The organism is Dysgonomonas reticulitermitis, assembly GCF_054601275.1.
Window position 1 is genome coordinate 38,549 of sequence record NZ_BAAHWU010000020.1, and the last position, 17,936, is coordinate 56,484.

At 39.5% G+C, this 17,936-nt stretch carries 16 protein-coding genes and 1 tRNA gene; 4 read left to right on the forward strand and 13 right to left on the reverse strand.

Features of this window, described 5'->3' with window-relative positions; all coding sequences use genetic code 11:
- Nucleotides 1–9: 9 nt before the first annotated feature.
- The 13 genes from ACYPZI_RS09055 to lysS form a co-directional block, all read right to left on the reverse strand.
- Nucleotides 10–945, reverse strand: coding sequence for a phosphoinositol dihydroceramide synthase (locus ACYPZI_RS09055; RefSeq protein WP_459600789.1), 936 nt, complete (start codon nt 943–945; stop codon nt 10–12).
- On the reverse strand, nt 946–1,686 hold the full coding sequence (locus ACYPZI_RS09060) for a CDP-alcohol phosphatidyltransferase family protein (RefSeq protein ID WP_459600791.1): 741 nt from the start codon (nt 1,684–1,686) through the stop codon (nt 946–948). It lies immediately after the preceding gene.
- A gap of 3 nt (nt 1,687–1,689) precedes the next feature.
- A complete protein-coding gene (locus tag ACYPZI_RS09065; protein ID WP_459600793.1) occupies nt 1,690–2,292 on the reverse strand; it encodes a GtrA family protein in 603 nt (200 codons plus the stop codon).
- Complete coding sequence (locus ACYPZI_RS09070) at nt 2,277–2,750, reverse strand: phosphatidylglycerophosphatase A family protein (protein WP_459600795.1); 474 nt, start codon at nt 2,748–2,750, stop codon at nt 2,277–2,279. The genes ACYPZI_RS09065 and ACYPZI_RS09070 overlap by 16 nt, the downstream gene beginning before the upstream one ends.
- A gap of 54 nt (nt 2,751–2,804) precedes the next feature.
- Complete coding sequence (locus tag ACYPZI_RS09075) at nt 2,805–3,662, reverse strand: ATP-grasp domain-containing protein (RefSeq protein WP_459600797.1); 858 nt, start codon at nt 3,660–3,662, stop codon at nt 2,805–2,807.
- Nucleotide 3,663: 1 nt separating this feature from the next.
- Complete coding sequence (locus ACYPZI_RS09080) at nt 3,664–4,359, reverse strand: sugar phosphate nucleotidyltransferase (protein WP_459600799.1); 696 nt, start codon at nt 4,357–4,359, stop codon at nt 3,664–3,666.
- A gap of 94 nt (nt 4,360–4,453) precedes the next feature.
- On the reverse strand, nt 4,454–5,536 hold the full coding sequence (gene pdxA, locus ACYPZI_RS09085; protein WP_459600801.1) for a 4-hydroxythreonine-4-phosphate dehydrogenase PdxA: 1,083 nt from the start codon (nt 5,534–5,536) through the stop codon (nt 4,454–4,456).
- 68 nt (nt 5,537–5,604) lie between these two features.
- A complete protein-coding gene (rlmN, locus tag ACYPZI_RS09090; protein WP_459600818.1) occupies nt 5,605–6,660 on the reverse strand; it encodes a dual-specificity RNA methyltransferase RlmN in 1,056 nt (351 codons plus the stop codon).
- A gap of 124 nt (nt 6,661–6,784) precedes the next feature.
- Complete coding sequence (locus ACYPZI_RS09095; protein ID WP_459600803.1) at nt 6,785–8,131, reverse strand: glucose-6-phosphate isomerase; 1,347 nt, start codon at nt 8,129–8,131, stop codon at nt 6,785–6,787.
- A gap of 47 nt (nt 8,132–8,178) precedes the next feature.
- Nucleotides 8,179–8,646 carry a hypothetical protein gene (locus tag ACYPZI_RS09100; RefSeq protein WP_459600805.1) on the reverse strand — a complete coding sequence of 156 codons (468 nt, stop codon included), beginning with the start codon at nt 8,644–8,646 and terminating at the stop codon, nt 8,179–8,181.
- Nucleotides 8,621–9,712: an AAA family ATPase gene (locus tag ACYPZI_RS09105; protein ID WP_459600807.1), complete on the reverse strand. Its 1,092-nt coding sequence runs from the start codon at nt 9,710–9,712 to the stop codon at nt 8,621–8,623. Before ACYPZI_RS09105 ends, ACYPZI_RS09100 begins: the two co-directional genes overlap by 26 nt.
- Before the next feature lie 68 nt (nt 9,713–9,780).
- On the reverse strand, nt 9,781–10,779 hold the full coding sequence (locus tag ACYPZI_RS09110; RefSeq protein ID WP_459600808.1) for an NAD(P)H-dependent glycerol-3-phosphate dehydrogenase: 999 nt from the start codon (nt 10,777–10,779) through the stop codon (nt 9,781–9,783).
- 83 nt (nt 10,780–10,862) lie between these two features.
- Nucleotides 10,863–12,584, reverse strand: a complete 1,722-nt coding sequence (gene lysS / locus ACYPZI_RS09115) for a lysine--tRNA ligase (RefSeq protein ID WP_459600810.1) — start codon at nt 12,582–12,584, stop codon at nt 10,863–10,865.
- Between the two features lie 441 nt (nt 12,585–13,025).
- Between lysS and ACYPZI_RS09120 the strand changes: the two genes are divergently transcribed.
- From ACYPZI_RS09120 to ACYPZI_RS09135, 4 genes are all read left to right on the forward strand, one after another.
- Nucleotides 13,026–13,817, forward strand: a complete 792-nt coding sequence (locus ACYPZI_RS09120; RefSeq protein WP_459600812.1) for a TrmH family RNA methyltransferase — start codon at nt 13,026–13,028, stop codon at nt 13,815–13,817.
- A 33-nt stretch (nt 13,818–13,850) separates the two neighbouring features.
- Nucleotides 13,851–15,575, forward strand: a complete 1,725-nt coding sequence (locus ACYPZI_RS09125; RefSeq protein WP_459600814.1) for an ABC transporter ATP-binding protein — start codon at nt 13,851–13,853, stop codon at nt 15,573–15,575.
- Nucleotide 15,576: 1 nt separating this feature from the next.
- Complete coding sequence (locus ACYPZI_RS09130) at nt 15,577–17,352, forward strand: ABC transporter ATP-binding protein (RefSeq protein ID WP_459600816.1); 1,776 nt, start codon at nt 15,577–15,579, stop codon at nt 17,350–17,352.
- An 83-nt stretch (nt 17,353–17,435) separates the two neighbouring features.
- A tRNA-Pro gene (locus ACYPZI_RS09135) sits at nt 17,436–17,510 on the forward strand.
- Nucleotides 17,511–17,936 lie beyond the last annotated feature (426 nt).

Here is a 17,936-nt window from a genome sequence, read left to right on the forward strand (position 1 = left end):
ACGAAACTTCTATTTTATATAATTATAGTATTTATTAAAGAATGATTTGAATCCGCCTGTTTTCATTAACACATATTCGAACAATATAATGCCAAGTAAAGCGCATAAAACACCTAACAAGACATCTATAATGTAATGGTGATATGAATAAACAGCTGTAAACCATATACCGAACATTAGTATAGTCAAGGTGATCAGTATCGCAATATTCGACTTATTCTTTATTGCATAAAACAGTGTTATAACCATATATGCCGAATGAAGCGACGGCACAGCGGCAAACACATTGGAGTTTCGCCCGTAAATCGAATTAAAAACAGAAAAACCCAAAAGCTCGTCGAAACGTGCTAAACCGGCTGAATTCCCCGGTGTACTTAATATTGGTTCAAACCCATATTGCATTGCATACCAAGGTGGTGCAGCCGGATGAATATAATAGCCGGCAAAACCGATCAGATTTACAAATAAAAAAACCAAAGCGAATTGTAAATAGACTTTCCTTTGTTTCTTTAAATATAAATAAACACCAAAAGCAATAGGCACAGGCACCCATGTGAGGTAGAAAATGCCTGCGAAAAAGTCCATTAAGGACGAATAGTGAATAGCAAAGAATTCGTTAGGAATAAGAACTTCTCCGTTTACATTTATTCCAAACAGGTATTTTTCCAGGTCATACAAATCCTTTACATCGATAGGATTGACCATATAATTAGGAAAAACGCGCATCCAATCGTACGATAGACCAAAAATAATAAACGGAATAAGAGCAACAGCGAGTTTACGTGTGGCCTTAGCAGCAAAAAACAAACCGAGAAAGAGTCCAAACATCAGCACATGTTCAGGCCGGAATCCCACATAGACAGCTGTTAATACAATAATAAACGTTGTTATTCCGACAACTATAATACTATCTCGACAAGAGGGTAACGAAAACTGGAGCTTCATTTATTTGCCTTGATCCTTTCTATCTTGTTCTTGCAATACCCTCTTGCAGTGCCTTAAACGATTAATAGCAGTAATATTTGAAAAAACCGCAACGAAAGCTAAAGGAATAACCATAAGCAAAACAGGTTCGAAAACAGGAATTTTAATACCCGCCACATGAACACGGACGTCTCCGAAAAAGTGGTAGAAAAGACCGCAAAGAATACATCCCGCAGCGATAGTAACAACCCTTTCCGGACGTTGCATAAAACCACCCTTGCATTCTATTCCCAATCCTTCGGCACGGGCACGGACATAGCTCACCATCATTGATCCGATCAATGCGACAAAAGCAAACAACGAACTGACAAAGTACCCCTGCAATATCAGATAATAGCATATTCCAAACAGAACGATCAATTCACTATAACGATCGAGTACAGAATCAAAAAGCGCACCATAGCGCGAACTCATTTTGCCAATACGGGCAACTTGTCCATCCAGCATATCAAAAAGTCCGGCAAACAAAATGACGAATCCACCCCAACCAACAAACGACAGGTCTCTTTCCATTCCATGAGTAACCCCATAGAAAGGCTTACCTCGCATTGCCCCACAAATAAAAATCACGCAGGCTGCAATATTCAACACGAGTCCCGTAGCTGTAACAAAATTAGGTGTAATCCCAACTTTTATCATACCCCTAACAACAGGGTCGACAATTTTATAAATCAATTGCTGAGCAAAATCCCTGGCTTTCATATTCTATTTATCCTGTTTTATTTTAAATTCAAATTCTTCTGTATCATCTTGCAATTCATCATCTGATAAAGTATCATTATTCTTGCTACCCCACTCTCCTTTCCATAGTCCCATCTTAATCAGATATTTTTTATAATCCCTGTCTTTATAGACAAAAAGACGTTGCATATTATAATTCCAGCCAAATCCGACAATAAGAGATACAATGGCTTTAGGTATCATAAATACGTTATTGACAATAAAGTCAGGCAGGTTTTCAACCGGGATCCATTTCAATATCAATTCAGTTACCAGAATAGTTCCTTTCCAATTGAGGAAAAGGTTGACTAACCAGACCATCAGGTATTTTATGACCACATATTTTATCTTGCTCCCTTGAGCCTTAAATGTCCACTTATAATTGATAATGCAATTTACGATGCCTCCTGAAACATTTCCCAATAAAGTTGCATGCCCATATAGTATTCCTACTGCATTTACCAATACAAAACTGACTACATAATCCGTCAGGCTCGATAGCTGGGAAGAAAACTGAGCGCGAAGGAATGTGAAAACACCTTCCTTTTCATTTACAGTCTTAGCTATCTTTTTTACCCTATCAACCATCTTAATCCTAATAATAGTAAAAAACTATATGCTCCCGCCAGAATATCGTCCATCATCACTCCAAGCCCTCCTTTAAGGCTCTCCATCCTCCTTATACCCAAAGGTTTATATATATCGAAGAAGCGAAACAATATAAATGCAGCTAAAGGATAATAAAATTTATCAGGGATTGCAGCCAAAAGGGGAATCCAAACGCCGACCATCTCGTCAACCACTATCCGCGAAGGATCTTCGCCCCACACAGGTTCTAATTTATTGGCAGACCAGATACCTGCAATAGTAAATAAGGCTATCAGCCCTGCTGTTGTTATAATCAGGATACATGGAGAAACAAAAACCGAGATTACATACCATATAATTGTAGCCAATGCAGCGCCGGCAGTACCCGGAGCAACAGGAAAATACCCGGATCCGAAACCCGTGGCTATAATTTTATGAAATAACATTTTTCGTTCCATCGTTACAACAACCGTGCAAAATTATTAAAAAAGTTCCTTATGCCAAATACTATATCACAAAGGTATATTCTTTGAAATACATTCGGCAATATAAGGCGCCGCCTCGTCCCTACAAGGGGCAAAACTAGGCCAATCGTTAAAATCTATAATTTTGAAATCACCATTCGAATCCACTACACAATCTCCTCCATATATCTTAACATCCAAAACCTCTCCCGCTTTGTCACAAGCTTTCTTCAAAGCCTCGACATTGAAAGGGAATTCTTTCGCGGAACCATTCACTGCCTCAAGCCCAAACTTGGTAAGACTCAAATCGAAAGGATAAAACCAATAAAAAAAGTCCGTATCGGCAACCCCATAGAATTTTACCAAATCGCCAACCAGATGTTCGTTAATAACGGCATTCGGTATATCCCGGAAAGCAAATTCCTGTAATATCGATTTTGCTTCAGCGATATTTCTTGCATAGGTCACGTCTTCCCTGTGTATCGTGTGCGAATCTCCGCGTTTAATCCAGAAAGCATCGGCATCCATCTTCTCCAACTTACCAGTTGGATCTTCCGTCACATCTACAATAATACTTGCCGGATGGGGAATACCATTCTCTATCAGCAACCGTGTCATAGCAGCACGGGAGCAATTCTCCACGCCAAAGCCGGAATTTATAACAACAACTCCGTTATTTTCAATCTGTTTCAAATAATTAAGAGTCGATCTTTCCCGGGCCATATTGAACAAGTATTTCTCCTGTTCTCCCATCAAAATAAATTCAGCCTCGGTATATTCGCTTACTTCATATCCCATACGGCGAAGATTCTCTGCCGTCAGGTTAAAGATCATCCCGTCGTTTCCTATATGGTTAGGTGAATATTTTGTGTTTCTCTTGATTCCTGCTATTCTTGGTTTCGACATTTCAACTGTTGATAAATTTCTCTGCTTCTTCTATATCTCTTACATGGTCCACATCCACAATCTTAGCAAACGGGAATGCCTTTAATTTCAACTGATCAGACACAAGCTGACGCTGAAAATTACGCATACGCGATTGGCCGGACTGAAGGCAAGCTTCTAATGTATCTATCGCTTTCGGGGTTAATCCGTATATGCCCCCCGATATATATTTACAGTTTTCTGATCTATCCAGAAATCCTGTTATCTTCATTCCGTCATCTACCTCGACATACAGCGGCTTCTCGTCGTCTACAAAACTTGTAACAGCCATCAAACCATCATTATCCGAATCGTTGATAAAAGCCTGTATATACTCAGAAAATTCTTCTTCTCTGAAAATTGTATCTACCGTCGTCATGCAGAATTTCCCATTTCGAAGGAAATTACGAAGTTCGAAAAAGCTATGCATTGAACTGGGAGTAGACTTTACAACTACATTGAAAGGTATGCCTATATCCAGTTTTGAGATATAATCGTATACCTCTTTCATTTCTTCATTTATGATAATGCTTATAGATTCAGCGTCATTTTTAAGAAAAATATCGAGTAACCGCCCGATCATTTCCTTTCCATTGATCCGCACCAAAGGCTTGGGCAAGAAAACTCCTTCCTGCACAAGTCTCGAACCTTCTCCGGCCGCTATAATAGCATAATTCATATTTTGAGTTATAAGTAGTAAGTAAACGAGTTGTTCTTCATTGCCTCACAATTCTCCGACTTTTCATTTTCAAATTCGCTAATTTTCAAATTGGTTACTCTTCTTTAGTCAAATCCAAAACTTCGTTATCCCCTCCCCTCTCAACATATAACTTTCTCAACGGATTGGCATACGCTTTATCGTACTCCACTCTGTTAGAAAAAGTATCTATTGCCATATAAATCGCCTGACGAAACGATTCTTCAGAGGCTTTGTTTTGTCCGGCTATACCGTAGGCCGTACCATGTGCCGGAGAGGTACGTACAACAGGTAATCCTGCCGTAAAATTCACCCCGTCTTCCATTGCCAATGTTTTGAAAGGAGCCAGACCCTGATCGTGATACATAGCCAATATGCCATCGAAATGAGAAAACTCGCCCGACCCGAAAAACCCATCTGCTGCGTAAGGGCCGAAACAAAGTATTTTTTTATCCTGTAACTCTTTTATGGCAGGAATAATAATATCGTTTTCCTCCGAGCCTAAGAGACCGTTCTCTCCTGCATGCGGATTCAGAGACAATACAGCAATACGTGGCTTACCTATTCTGAAATCGCGTTTCAAACTAGTTTCGAAACGGACGGCTGCATCTGTTATTTTTTCTTTTGTAATACTTTTAGGCACATCCGCTAACGACATATGACCTGTAACTAAAGCAACACGAAGAGAATCCTTAACAAGGATCATCAGACTTTTTTCATCATCCTTTCCAAAGCGTTCCTCAAGATACTCGGTATGTCCCGGAAAATGGAAATCGTCTCGTTGGATATTATGTTTATTGATAGGAGCTGTCACCAGAACATCTATCAGCCCGCTTTTAAGATCAGCTACAGCCTTTTCGAGAGACTTATATGCAGCCTCTCCGGCAACAGGCGTGGATTGACCCAGGTCAACCTTTGTTTCTTCATTTATACAGTTAATAATGTTCACTTTGTTGACCGAAGCATCTTTTACATTATTTATCTGATTGAAAGACACCGATTGCAGTTCCATTGTTTTGCGGTGATAAGCCGCTACTTTTACCGAACCATATATAACAGGGATACACATCTCTGCCATACGTATATCGGCAAATGTTTTCAGGATAACTTCGTATCCTATCCCGTTTATATCACCTTGTGTTATTCCTACTTTTATCATAAGCTAAAACCGGCCCCCTCAACTCCCCCAAGGGGGAGCTACAGAGAGAGCATTTATTCGTTAGTAATTTAAATATTCTTTTTCCCATTTGGTTTTAAGTCCCCTTTCGGGGGATTTAGGGGGCTTGCCAACATACCGCATGCAGCAAAGATATCCTCACCACGTGAAGCCCGTATAGTACTTGTCAGCCCCTTCGATGTCAGATAGTCGCGAAAAGCTTCCATTTTTTCCTTTGTAGATGTTTTCAGGTCTACATTCGGAATAGCATGAAACCGTATCAGGTTTACCCTGCACGATAAGCCTCTTAGCATCTGAACCAACTCCTTGGCATGTACCAAAGAATCATTGAAATTGTCAAACATTATATATTCGAAGGACAATCGCCGTTGCTTTGTCCAGTCATATTCTCTGAGTAAGTCTACTATACCTTGTATTGGGAAAGCTTTTTCCGCAGGCATAATAGATAGCCGCTGTAATTTTTCAGGGCTATGGATACTGATTGCCAGATGTGCATTACTCTCGTCCAAGAACCGTTTCAATTTCGGGGTAACTCCTGTTGTGGAAACAGTTATTCGCTTCGGACTCCAAGCCATACCATAATCGGCAGTCATTATTTCGAGTGTCTTTTTCAGTTCTTCGTAGTTGTCAAGAGGCTCACCCATCCCCATGAAAACAACATTGGTCAGATCTTCGGCTTCACGAACTGAGTAAAGCTGATTCAATATTTCGTTCGCTGTCAGATTCCCGTTGAACCCCTGTTTTCCTGTCATACAAAACAGGCAATTCATTTTACAACCAACCTGTGAAGACACGCAGAGAGTAACCCTGTCATCCTCCGGAATCATAACGGATTCGATTAACTTATCTTTCTCCGTTTTGAATAAATACTTTACGGTTCCATCCACCGATTGCTGAAACTCAAGAGGATTATACCGCCCCACATCGTACTTCTCTGACAACAAAGCCCTGTTGACAACAGAAATATTTGTCATTTCATCGATAGACGACACCCGCTTCTTATATACCCAATCGGCTATTTGTTTTGCCGCGAATTTGGGCAGACCACACTCCAGAACGACCTCTTTAAGTTCGTCGAATGTCATACCAAGCAAGTGGCACCTCACCCCAACCCTCTCCGATAGAGAGGGAGTTACGCTAAGCGACGCTTCTTCACTATTATTTTTTTTCACTATTATTCTAATACCCTCTCTGAAAACCTCCCCTTTTGGGGGAGGTTGGAGGGGGTGGTTACAATCTTTTCTTAATCTCTTCACTTTCTTTTTCAAAACCCGGTTTATCAAGAAGGGCAAACATATTTTTCTTATAAGCTTCCACTCCCGGCTGATCAAATGGATTTACACCTAAAATATAACCACTGATACCGCAAGCCTTTTCGAAGAAATAAAGTAACTGGCCAATGCTATAAGCATCAAGCTTAGGCAACTCTATCTTAATATTCGGTACACCTCCGTCTATGTGAGCCATTTGGGTTCCCAGTTCCGCCATTTTATTAACGAAATCGATACGTTTTCCTGCAAGGAAATTTAATCCGTCAAGATTTTCTTCATCAGTAGGAACGGTTAATGTTTCGTTAGGCTGAGCAACGGAAATCACTGTTTCGAAGATAGAACGTTCACCTTCCTGTATCCATTGTCCCATAGAGTGCAGGTCGGCAGTAAAATCAACAGAAGCATTGAATATACCTTTGTTTTCCTTTCCTTCGCTTTCACCATAAAGTTGTTTCCACCACTCTGCGATATAGTGCAACTTAGGATTAAAGTTGGCAAGGATTTCTATTTTTTTGCCTTTCTTGTATAACTCGTTACGGGTAACGGCATATATTTCAGCTATATTTTTTTCAAACGGAACGCTTGGCGCAGTTTCTTTTTCCATAAACAGAGCTCCCGCTACTAACTGACGAATATCGATACCTGCCAAAGCGATAGGAAGCAGTCCTACAGGAGTCAATACAGAGTAACGACCACCTACATTATCAGGAATCACGTATTTCTTAAATCCTTCTTTTGTGGCCAATGTAAACAATGCGCCACGAGCAGCATCCGTAATAGCTACAATACGATTTTTCGCATCCTCTTTACCTATCGATTTTTCCAGTTCGGCTTTCAAAATACGGAAAGCCAAAGCAGGCTCTGTTGTTGTTCCCGACTTGGATATATTGATGATACCGAAAGATTTTCCTTTCAGGTACGCCAATAATTCTACCAAATAGTCTTCACCTATATTATTCCCTGCATAAAGGATTACCGGATTTTCGCGATCATGTTGCAACCAGTCGAAATAATTTGACAAGGAGTCTATTACAGCTTTCGAACCGAGATAACTACCTCCGATCCCGACAAGTACAATTACCTCACATTTTGCTCTCAATGCTTTTGCTGTATCTTCTATATCTTTCAATTGAGCGTCAGTAATAGAAGAGGGAAGGTTTAACCAGCCTAAAAAGTCATTCCCTTTTCCGGAACCATCGTGCAATGTTTGATTACACTTCTTTGCTAAAGCAGCCTGACCGTTTACATCAGTCTGACTGATAAAGCTTAATGTTTTGCTAATGTCTAATTTGATAACCTTATCCATTTTTGATCTTTATATTAATATTTGTTTTTAGCAGCAGATTTTCTTTATTATATCACCTCTTCGAATAATCTTGTTCTTGATATTAAACCACCATTCAAGGATTTCAATTTGTCCTCTAATTTAACTTGTTTCGTATTTTTTACTCGAGTAGGAGGAGACTTTGTCAAAACAATTCTTGCGAAAAATGCAAAACCAGTTAGATTGTGCCTCAACAAATCAATACTTCTGTCTATTTGATCTATCGCTTGGCTCATATCAGAACCTTTTAACTCAATGAAATACGATTGTTTTTGCTCACAATTTAAAAGAAGAAAGTCACACTTTTTACCACTTGAAATCAATCCCCCATCAACTCTGTATTTTGCCAAATGATTCGCACTCTTATTTATATATCTGTACTCAGTTTTATGTCTCTTATCTCTAATAGGTATAATTTTTCTGTTATCATGTTGAAATTCAAAGCAGGTTGAAAATGCTTTACAGTTGCATTCAGGCATTGGTTTCGTCTGTTTCATATTGATACAAATAATCAAATTCTTCATTAATTGTTTGTGAAACAGCATCTAACTGTTCGACCTGAATCATATCTAAATCTTTATCAATCACTCCTTTTACTGTTCCGCCCGAAACAATACCTGCAAAAACATCATCAGGATTTAGCCACAAATTTTTTGGTACTTTCGCGGCAATTTTATCAGGATAATTCTGTCCGACTTTGTGCGCCAGCATCAAATTGTTTATTGTGGCTAAGACATAAGGGCTATGCGTTGAAATGACAAGTTTATGATCTGCATTTTTGTTACAAATCTCAATCAGACTTTTTACAAGTTGCATTTGCGACGCAGGAAACAAATTTTGTTCAGGTTCTTCTACAATACTTATAAGAGAAGTTTTTTTGAGTGAAGTATTTTTCTCCCTGATATTATCAGTTGCTATTTTTTTTAGTAAATATTCCGAAACCAAAAGAATGGGTACGATAGCCTGAAAACCGGAGGAAGCATCGGATAATTTAATATTGTATTTGCCATTTTCTTTTAAGTTGAGAATATCGGAGCCTTCATTAATAATTTCAGCATTATTGACAGGTAATTTCAATGGCTGTTTTAAATTAGTAGTTGCCAGTCTAAAATCATCAATGAAATCTTTTAAGCCCCATGGAATAAATTCGCTTGCTCTGAAATTATTAACATAAGAGATAAAATTTCTTTCGGCCGGAATATAAATTATTTGTGGATAAATAAATTTTTCGTGCGTTTCAACAACAGTAAGTTTATTATCTGAAAAAGAAAATTTATATGCGAGTCCCTTATATTCAATGTTCGTTTTTTTATTAAAATAGTTTTCTATTCTATGATAAGACAACAAATTTTTTACGTCTTTCTGGAAATATGTACTGAAACCACTTTCCTCTCCGGTAATGGATGAACGATATAAATCTTTTTCCAGCCACATAAAAGAGGAAATCAGTTTTATGATTGTGCTTTTGCCGCTTGCCTGTTCGCCAATCAAAACAACCACTTTTTTAATTTCTATTTCAGCATTTGATATTGGCCCAAAATTCTTTATTCTAATTTTTGGCATATTTAAAAATCTATTAATCAGACTATAAAATTATAAAACTATTCCGATAAAATAACTCCATATTAAATTCATTTCAATATTTGTTCTCTTAGTGTTTTTATTTCCAGCCGTGCAGGAGCATTTTCATACAAAACACGATAAACCATATCGGCAATCGGAATATTCACATTGTATTTTTCATTCATCTCCATTACACACTTTATGCCGTAATATCCTTCGGCCACCATTTCCATTTCTATTTGAGCTGCTTTTACCGAATAGCCCCGTCCGATCATAGAACCCAGAGTACGGTTGCGACTAAAACTGGAATATGAAGTCACCAGCAAATCGCCTAGATATGCCGAATCCTGTATTCTCCTTTCGATAGGAGAAACAGTATCTACAAACCGTTCCATCTCGGAGATGGCATTCGAGACAAGTACCGCCTGAAAGTTGTCTCCGTATTTCAACCCATGACAAATACCCGAAGCAATGGCATATACATTTTTAAGTACAGCCGCTAATTCTATTCCGGCAACATCGTTCGACACGGAAGCGCGCACAAACCTGTTGGAAAAGATCTGGGCAATGGCATGAGCCTTATCAATATCAGGGCATGCAATAGTCGGATAGGTAAGACGCTCCAATGCTATCTCTTCTGCATGGCAAGGACCTCCTACAATAGCCATATTTTCGGCAGGCACATTGTAAGACTGTGTCAAATAATCGGTTACAAGTAGGTTTTCAGGAGGAATAATGCCTTTAATCGCCGAAATAATAAACTTGTTGTCGAGTCTTACTTTAAGTTTTTCAAGGTGGCTTTTCAAGAAAGGCGATGGTACGGCCAGAATCAGCGTATCCGACTCTTCCACTACCTTGGTAATATCTGAATAAAACGTTATTCTATCCAGGTTAAATTCTACGTTCGATAAATAAGAGGGGTTGTGTCCTGTTTTTTTAAAGTCTTCGATTTGTTCAGGGCGGCGCATATACCAATTTATATGCTTCTCATGATTGAGCATAATCTTAGCTAGTGCCGTAGCCCATGTTCCGCCTCCGAATATTGCTATTTTACCGGGAAAACTCATATTTTTCAATTTGAGAATTTGAAAATTAGCAAATTTGAAAATTGTATTTCTCCATTTTCTTAATTTGCTAATTTGCTAATTTGCTAATTTTTTAGCCAACCTTCAATAACTTCGACTGACGGCAATGTCAGTTCCAATTTATGTTTTTTGTTTATATCCCCCAGATCCTGTCTGATCTTCTGAGGATTTACTTCCTTCATTCCTTCTACAGTCAGGTATCCTGCTTTTTGCAAAACAGGGACAAGTTCTTCGGCAACGCCCAACTCCACATATTTAGCTACCGGATCTTTTTTTGCAACCTTTTCGGGACGCATCTGAGGGAAAAACAATACTTCCTGTATACTTTCCTGTCCTGTCATAAACATCACCAAACGATCCATACCGATACCGATACCGCTTGTAGGAGGCATACCGTATTCCAATGCACGAAGGAAATCCTGATCGATAAACATCGCTTCGTCGTCCCCTTTTTCTGACAACTTCAACTGATCTTCGAAACGGGCGCGTTGGTCTATCGGGTCATTCAATTCTGAGTATGCATTTGCCAATTCTTTTCCGTTAACCATCAATTCGAAACGCTCTGTCAGTTCCGGATTGTTACGGTGCTTTTTGGTAAGAGGAGACATTTCAACCGGGTAATCGATAATAAATGTAGGTTGAATATAGTTCCCCTCACACTTTTCGCCAAAGATAGCATCTATCAACTTACCTTTACCCATCGTTTTGTCTTGCTCAATTCCTAATCGGTCGCAAGCGTCACGAAGCTGATCTTCATTCATACCGCTTATATCAACACCTGTAAAGTGCTTGATGGAATCTATCATCGTAACACGGGCATAAGGCGCTTTATAGTCGATCACATTATTGCCCATTTTCACTTTTGTTGTTCCATGAACATCCATACAGATTTTTTCAAGCATCTTTTCGGTGAAATCCATCATCCAGTTGTAATCCTTGTAAGCCGCATAAAATTCCATAACGGTAAATTCCGGATTGTGGGTACGGTCCATCCCTTCGTTACGGAAGTTACGAGAAAATTCGTAAACGCCATCAAAACCGCCAACAATAAGGCGTTTCAGGTATAATTCGTTAGCAATACGCAAGTATAATGGAATATCCAAAGCATTGTGATGGGTAGTAAACGGACGGGCTGTCGCCCCTCCGGGTATGCTCTGAAGAACAGGAGTATCAACTTCAATGTATCCGTACCCGTTAAGGTATTCACGCATCGAGTTGAAAACTTTAGTCCTTTTAACGAATACATCCTTGACCCCGTCGTTCACAATCAGGTCTACATAGCGCTGGCGATAACGTTGCTCAGGATCGGTGAATCCGTCATAGGTTACTCCATCCTTAACCTTTACCACAGGCAGCGGGCGAAGTGATTTCCCTAAAACAGCCAGTTCTTCGGCATGGACAGATATTTCACCCATTTGAGTGCGGAATACAAATCCTTTTATACCGATAAAGTCACCTATATCGAGCAATTTTTTGAAAACAACATTGTATAAATCTTTATTCTCTTCCGGACAAAGATCGTCGCGGGATATATATACCTGAATCCTGCCTTCTGTATCTTGTAATTCAACAAAAGAAGCCTTTCCCATTATACGGCGGCTCATAATGCGGCCGGCTATAATCACATAGCGCTTATCCGCATCATCGACAAAGTTATCTTTTATTTCTTTCGAATATGCATTTACTTCATACAATGCAGCCGGATACGGCTCTATGCCTAAGGCTCTTAGCTCTTCTAAACTTTGTCTGCGAATAACTTCCTGCTCGCTCAATTCTAATATATTCATTATCAATCTATCTTCAGATTTTAAATTTTAATTTCGTATGCGAATAGCCTCGCAAAGTTAAAAAATATAATGATAAGTCAACATACTATCCTTTACTTTTTAGGGCAACCGCATCAAAATAGCATCAAAGAGTTAATCATCTATTCAATAGATACATACGGTTTAAAAAAAATAAAACATTAAGCTGGATTGCTTCGGGACAAGCCCTCGCAATGACGCAGGGCTGTTAAGTTCTCCACTTTACCCTGCTATATTCTGCTGTCATCCCGAGTGGAACGAAGGGGGGGCAAAAGATAAAATTCCCGTCATTGCGAACGAAGTGAAGCAATCCAGAAAAAGAAATAAGTTTTGATGCGGTTGCCCTATTTACTTTTAAGTTCTATAAAATAATTATTATCCAACTTAATATCTACTTTTGTGTTTGAGTATAATTGGTCGAAGATGGAAAAAATAACTAGCTTACAGAACCCGAGGATAAAAAATATTGTCAGGCTTTCTAAAAGTAAGGAGAGGAGAGATCAGAATTTGTTCTTTTTTGAAGGGGCGCGGGAAATGAGTCTTGTACTTGCGGCCGGTTATGAGATTGATTCTGTTTTTGTCTGTCCGGAATTGTTTGAAAAAACAAATTATCCCGATGTATTGGATACTATTTCCGAACATAAGACGTTCGAAGTGTCTGCTTCTGTCTTTGAAAAAATAGCTTATCGCGAGGGATCGGACGGATTGTTGGTCTTGGCGAAACCCAAAGATCATGGTTTGTCGGATATAAAGCTATCCGGTAATCCGTTCATAATAATTCTGGAGGCTGTGGAAAAACCCGGCAATCTTGGTGCAATTCTCCGCACGGCGGATGCTGCGCAAGTAGATGCTGTTATAATCTGCGATCCTGCGACGGATATATACAATCCTAATGTTATACGCTCCAGTGTAGGGTGCTTGTTTACCGTTCAGACGGCTGTTTGTACTTCGCAGGAGGCTTTGGCCTTTCTGCATGAAAAACATATAAAATCATTCGCTGCCGAATTACAGGCATCGCAATGGTATCAGGATACAGACTATACAACACCTTCCGCGATTATAATGGGTACGGAAGCTGATGGATTGACCGGCTTTTGGTTAAGAAACTCTGACGCTCGTATCAAAATTCCCATGCGTGGTAAAATAGATTCGTTGAATGTATCTGTTTCTACGGCCGTTCTTACCTTTGAGGCTATGCGACAGCGTGGCTTCTAAATAAAAAAATTATAAAGGTTTAAAATCTTGTGAATGAAATTATATTGGCAAATACTTAAGAAATATAAATTCAGCCTTCTTCTCAGCCCTTTCCTGGTTCTGATTTATGTATCGTGTGAGACAATACAGCCTTGGTTTATGGCCAAGATCATTGATAATGGGGTTATGCCTAAAGATATGTCTGTGATAACGGAATTGGGCGTTTATATGATTGCTATCTCTGTTTTAGGGTTGATAGTCAGCATTATAAATACATATGTCTCTTCCCGTGCTGCCATTGGTTTTGGTACAGACCTGCGAAGTGTACTATTCAACAAAATACAGCAATTGTCTTTTGCCGAAATAGACCGGTTCAATTCAGCTTCGCTTATTACCCGTCTGACAAATGATATATCCCGTATTCAGCAAGTTGTGCTGATGTCTATGCGTCTTATATTACGATCCCCGCTTATGCTTGTAATGGCAGTGTTCTTTGTCATAAAGATTAATACCGGTTTAGCCTTGATTCTTGTGGGCGCTATTCCGGTATTGGGTGCAAGCGTCTATTTGATATTTAGAAAGGGGGTTCCTCTTTTTGTGAAGGTGCAACAAAAATTAGACAAGCTGAATGGTGTTGTCCGTGAAAATCTGATAAATATACGTGTGGTGAAATCCTTTGTCAGAGAAGATTTTGAATCGAAACGATTTGAAAAAAGCAGTGAGGAGCTGCGCGATATGGTTATCAGCGCATCTAATATAGTAGTGTCTATATTTCCGGTTATGCAATTGATAATGAACGTTTCTGTCATTATTATACTGTGGATAGGCGGAGACAAAGTTATAGCCGGCGATCTGAAAGTAGGGGAGCTGATTTCTTTTGTGAATTATCTGATGCAGGTGTTGATGGCTCTGATGTTGCTATCGATGGTGATTATGAATATCGCACGTGCGTCTGCTTCGTCTGAGCGTATTCTTGAAGTCTTAAATATAGTGCCGTCTCTTGCGAATACGCCTCAAGGTTTATCTGGACGGCATATTATAACAGACGGTGAGGTCTCCTTTCAGAATGTTTCTTTCAGATATAGCGGAGGCGAAAGCGATGTGCTAAAGAATATCAGTTTCCATGTTCGTAGAGGGGAAACCATCGCTGTTGTGGGGGCGACAGGTTCGGCTAAGACATCCATGCTTCAATTAATTCCTCGTTTGTATGATGTTTCGTCAGGAGAAATAACAATAGATGGGGTAAATGTCAAAGACTATAGCCTCGAAGAATTGCATGCCAAAGTAGGGGTAGTGCTTCAAAAGAATGAACTGTTTACAGGGACTATTATAGAAAATCTTCGCTGGGGTAAGCCTGACGCTACGATGAGGGAAATAGTAGAAGCAACTCAGGTCGCCCAGGCTCACGGCTTCATCATGTCTTTTACCGATGGGTATGATACTTTGCTTGGACGTGGAGGTATTAATGTGTCGGGAGGGCAGAAACAGCGGATATGTATAGCCCGCGCCTTACTGAGAAAACCAAAGATCATGATTCTGGATGATAGCACCAGCGCCGTAGATTCTGAAACAGAGTTGAAGATACGTAAGGGAATGAGCGAATTTTTAAGCGGTACGACGGTATTTATAATTACCCAACGGATAAATACGATGCAATCGGCCGACAGAGTCATTGTACTCGAAGACGGGGAGATAGATGCTATCGGTAAGCCTTCCGAATTATTAGAAAAATCGGAGGTATATAAAGAAATATACAACTCACAACAAATGGTCTTTTAATATGGCACACGGAGATAAATATAAGGCCGACGGAAAGCCGGTGACAGGGCGGAAAACTTTCCTGAGATTAATAGCATACCTGGCGTGTGACAAGATGCTTTTATCTGTGATAGGCTTTTTAATTATAGTTAGTGTTATATCGGGTTTGTTGGGTTCGTATATGATCCGTCCGATTATTAATGATTATATTATTCCGGGCGATTATAGCGGTTTAATAAAAATACTCCTTCTTTTGGCAGCTATTTATCTTGTGGGTATAGTGGCTACTTATGTGCAATATAGGCTGCTAAACAAAATAGGCCAGCGCACCGTAACGCGCATGCGTACCGATATGTTCCGGAAAATGGAACGGTTGCCTCTCAAATATTTCGATACGCATCAGCACGGGGACTTGATGAGCCGTTACACAAACGATATTGATCAGGTCAGTAATGCTTTGACTGACAGCTTGTCGGATATGCTTTCGAGCGCATTGATGCTTGCCGGTATTTTCTGTCTGATGATATATATCAGTCCTATATTGACTTTGGCTACTTTGATAACAGTTCCTGTAATGTTCCTTAGCGCTAAGGGAATTGTTTCACGTAGCCGGAAGTATTTTAAAGCTCAACAAGATATTCTGGGTGAAACCAACGGGTATGCCGAAGAAATGATCAGCGGGCAGAAAGTGATTAAAGTATTCGGGCACGAAAATAAAGTCGAGGCTGATTTCGATAAGTTAAATCAGAATTTAAAAGATAAATCCCAAAAAGCCCAGTTCTATTCGGGTATGATGATGCCCGTAATGCAAAATCTGAATACGCTGAATTATGTAATAATTACTATTGTAGGGGCTCTGTTAGCCATTCTGAGAGGATTTGATGTTGGTGGATTGGCCGCTTTTCTTCAATATTCCCGCCAGTTTGGCCGTCCAATCAATGAACTGGCCAGTCTTTATAATAGTATTCAGGCAGCTATTGCGGGTGCGGAACGTATTTTCCATATAATAGATGAAGAACCTGAGCAAGAAGATGTTGTAAAGGCTATTGCTTTGACGAATGTAAAAGGTGATGTGGAAATGAAGGATGTTTATTTTGGATATAAACCCGAAAAGTTAATCCTTAAAGGAGTGTCGCTTCATGCCAGGCCGGGAGTAAAGATCGCATTGGTAGGGGAAACCGGAGCCGGAAAAACGACTATACTAAACATGTTACCCCGTTTCTTTGATATTAAATCGGGCGAAATAACAATAGACGGATATCCGATACAGAGAATAAAAAGGGAGAGCTTACGCAGGTCTATGGCTATTGTTTTACAGGACACGCATCTGTTTACAGGTACGGTGTGTGAGAATATCCGTTTCGGACGGCTTGACGCTACAGACGAAGAGGTAGTACAAGCTGCAAAATTAACTGCGGCGCACTCTTTTATTAAACGCTTGCCTCAGGGATATAATACTTTGCTGGAGAATGACGGGGCTAACCTTAGTCAAGGACAGCGGCAATTGTTGAATATAGCCCGTGCAGCGGTTGCTGATCCGCCCATATTGTTATTGGATGAGGCAACGAGTAATATAGATACCCGCAGCGAATTGCTTATTCAGAAAGGTCTGGATCAGTTGATGGAAGGGCGCACAAGCTTGATCATAGCCCACAGATTATCTACTGTACGCAATGCCAATAGAATCTTAGTGTTAGATCATGGGCGAATTATCGAACAGGGAAGTCACCAAGAGCTTATAGCACAGAAGGGTAAGTATTACTCTTTATATCAGGAACAGTTTGAAGAATTTGGCTAAAGATGCGATGTGTAATAAAAATTCAGAATTTTTATTTTGAAATATAAAAAAATATCATACCTTTGCACCGCTATAAGCAAAAACGGGATGTAGCGCAGTCCGGTTAGCGCACCTGCTTTGGGAGCAGGGGGTCCCAGGTTCGAATCCTGGTATCCCGACAGTTCAAAATCAGAGAGTTAGATTAAAATCTAGCTCTCTTTTCTTTTTATACGTACACACAATTTGCACACAACTATTGAAATGCAAAGAAAAATAATGAAACTTATTCTAATATCAGAGTCAGCTATTTAAGCCATATTTTGTTTCAAATGATTTCATTTCTCAGCTATATCAAAGACTGACAATCTACACGTATAGTAATACAGATATATGCTAAACAAGTAATAATAGCTTTCTTGATAATATTATATAAATTATATTATTAAATTACCCAAATAAGTTATATCTTTGTAGTCTCACTGATTAAACAGAAAGACAATGGGACGTAAGGTAAAACAACTAAAGAATTACACTACCGAACAGGTAGAGGCGATCTTTGAAAGCGATGAAAATAATATTGTTGGAGTGAAGCTGTATGCCATTAT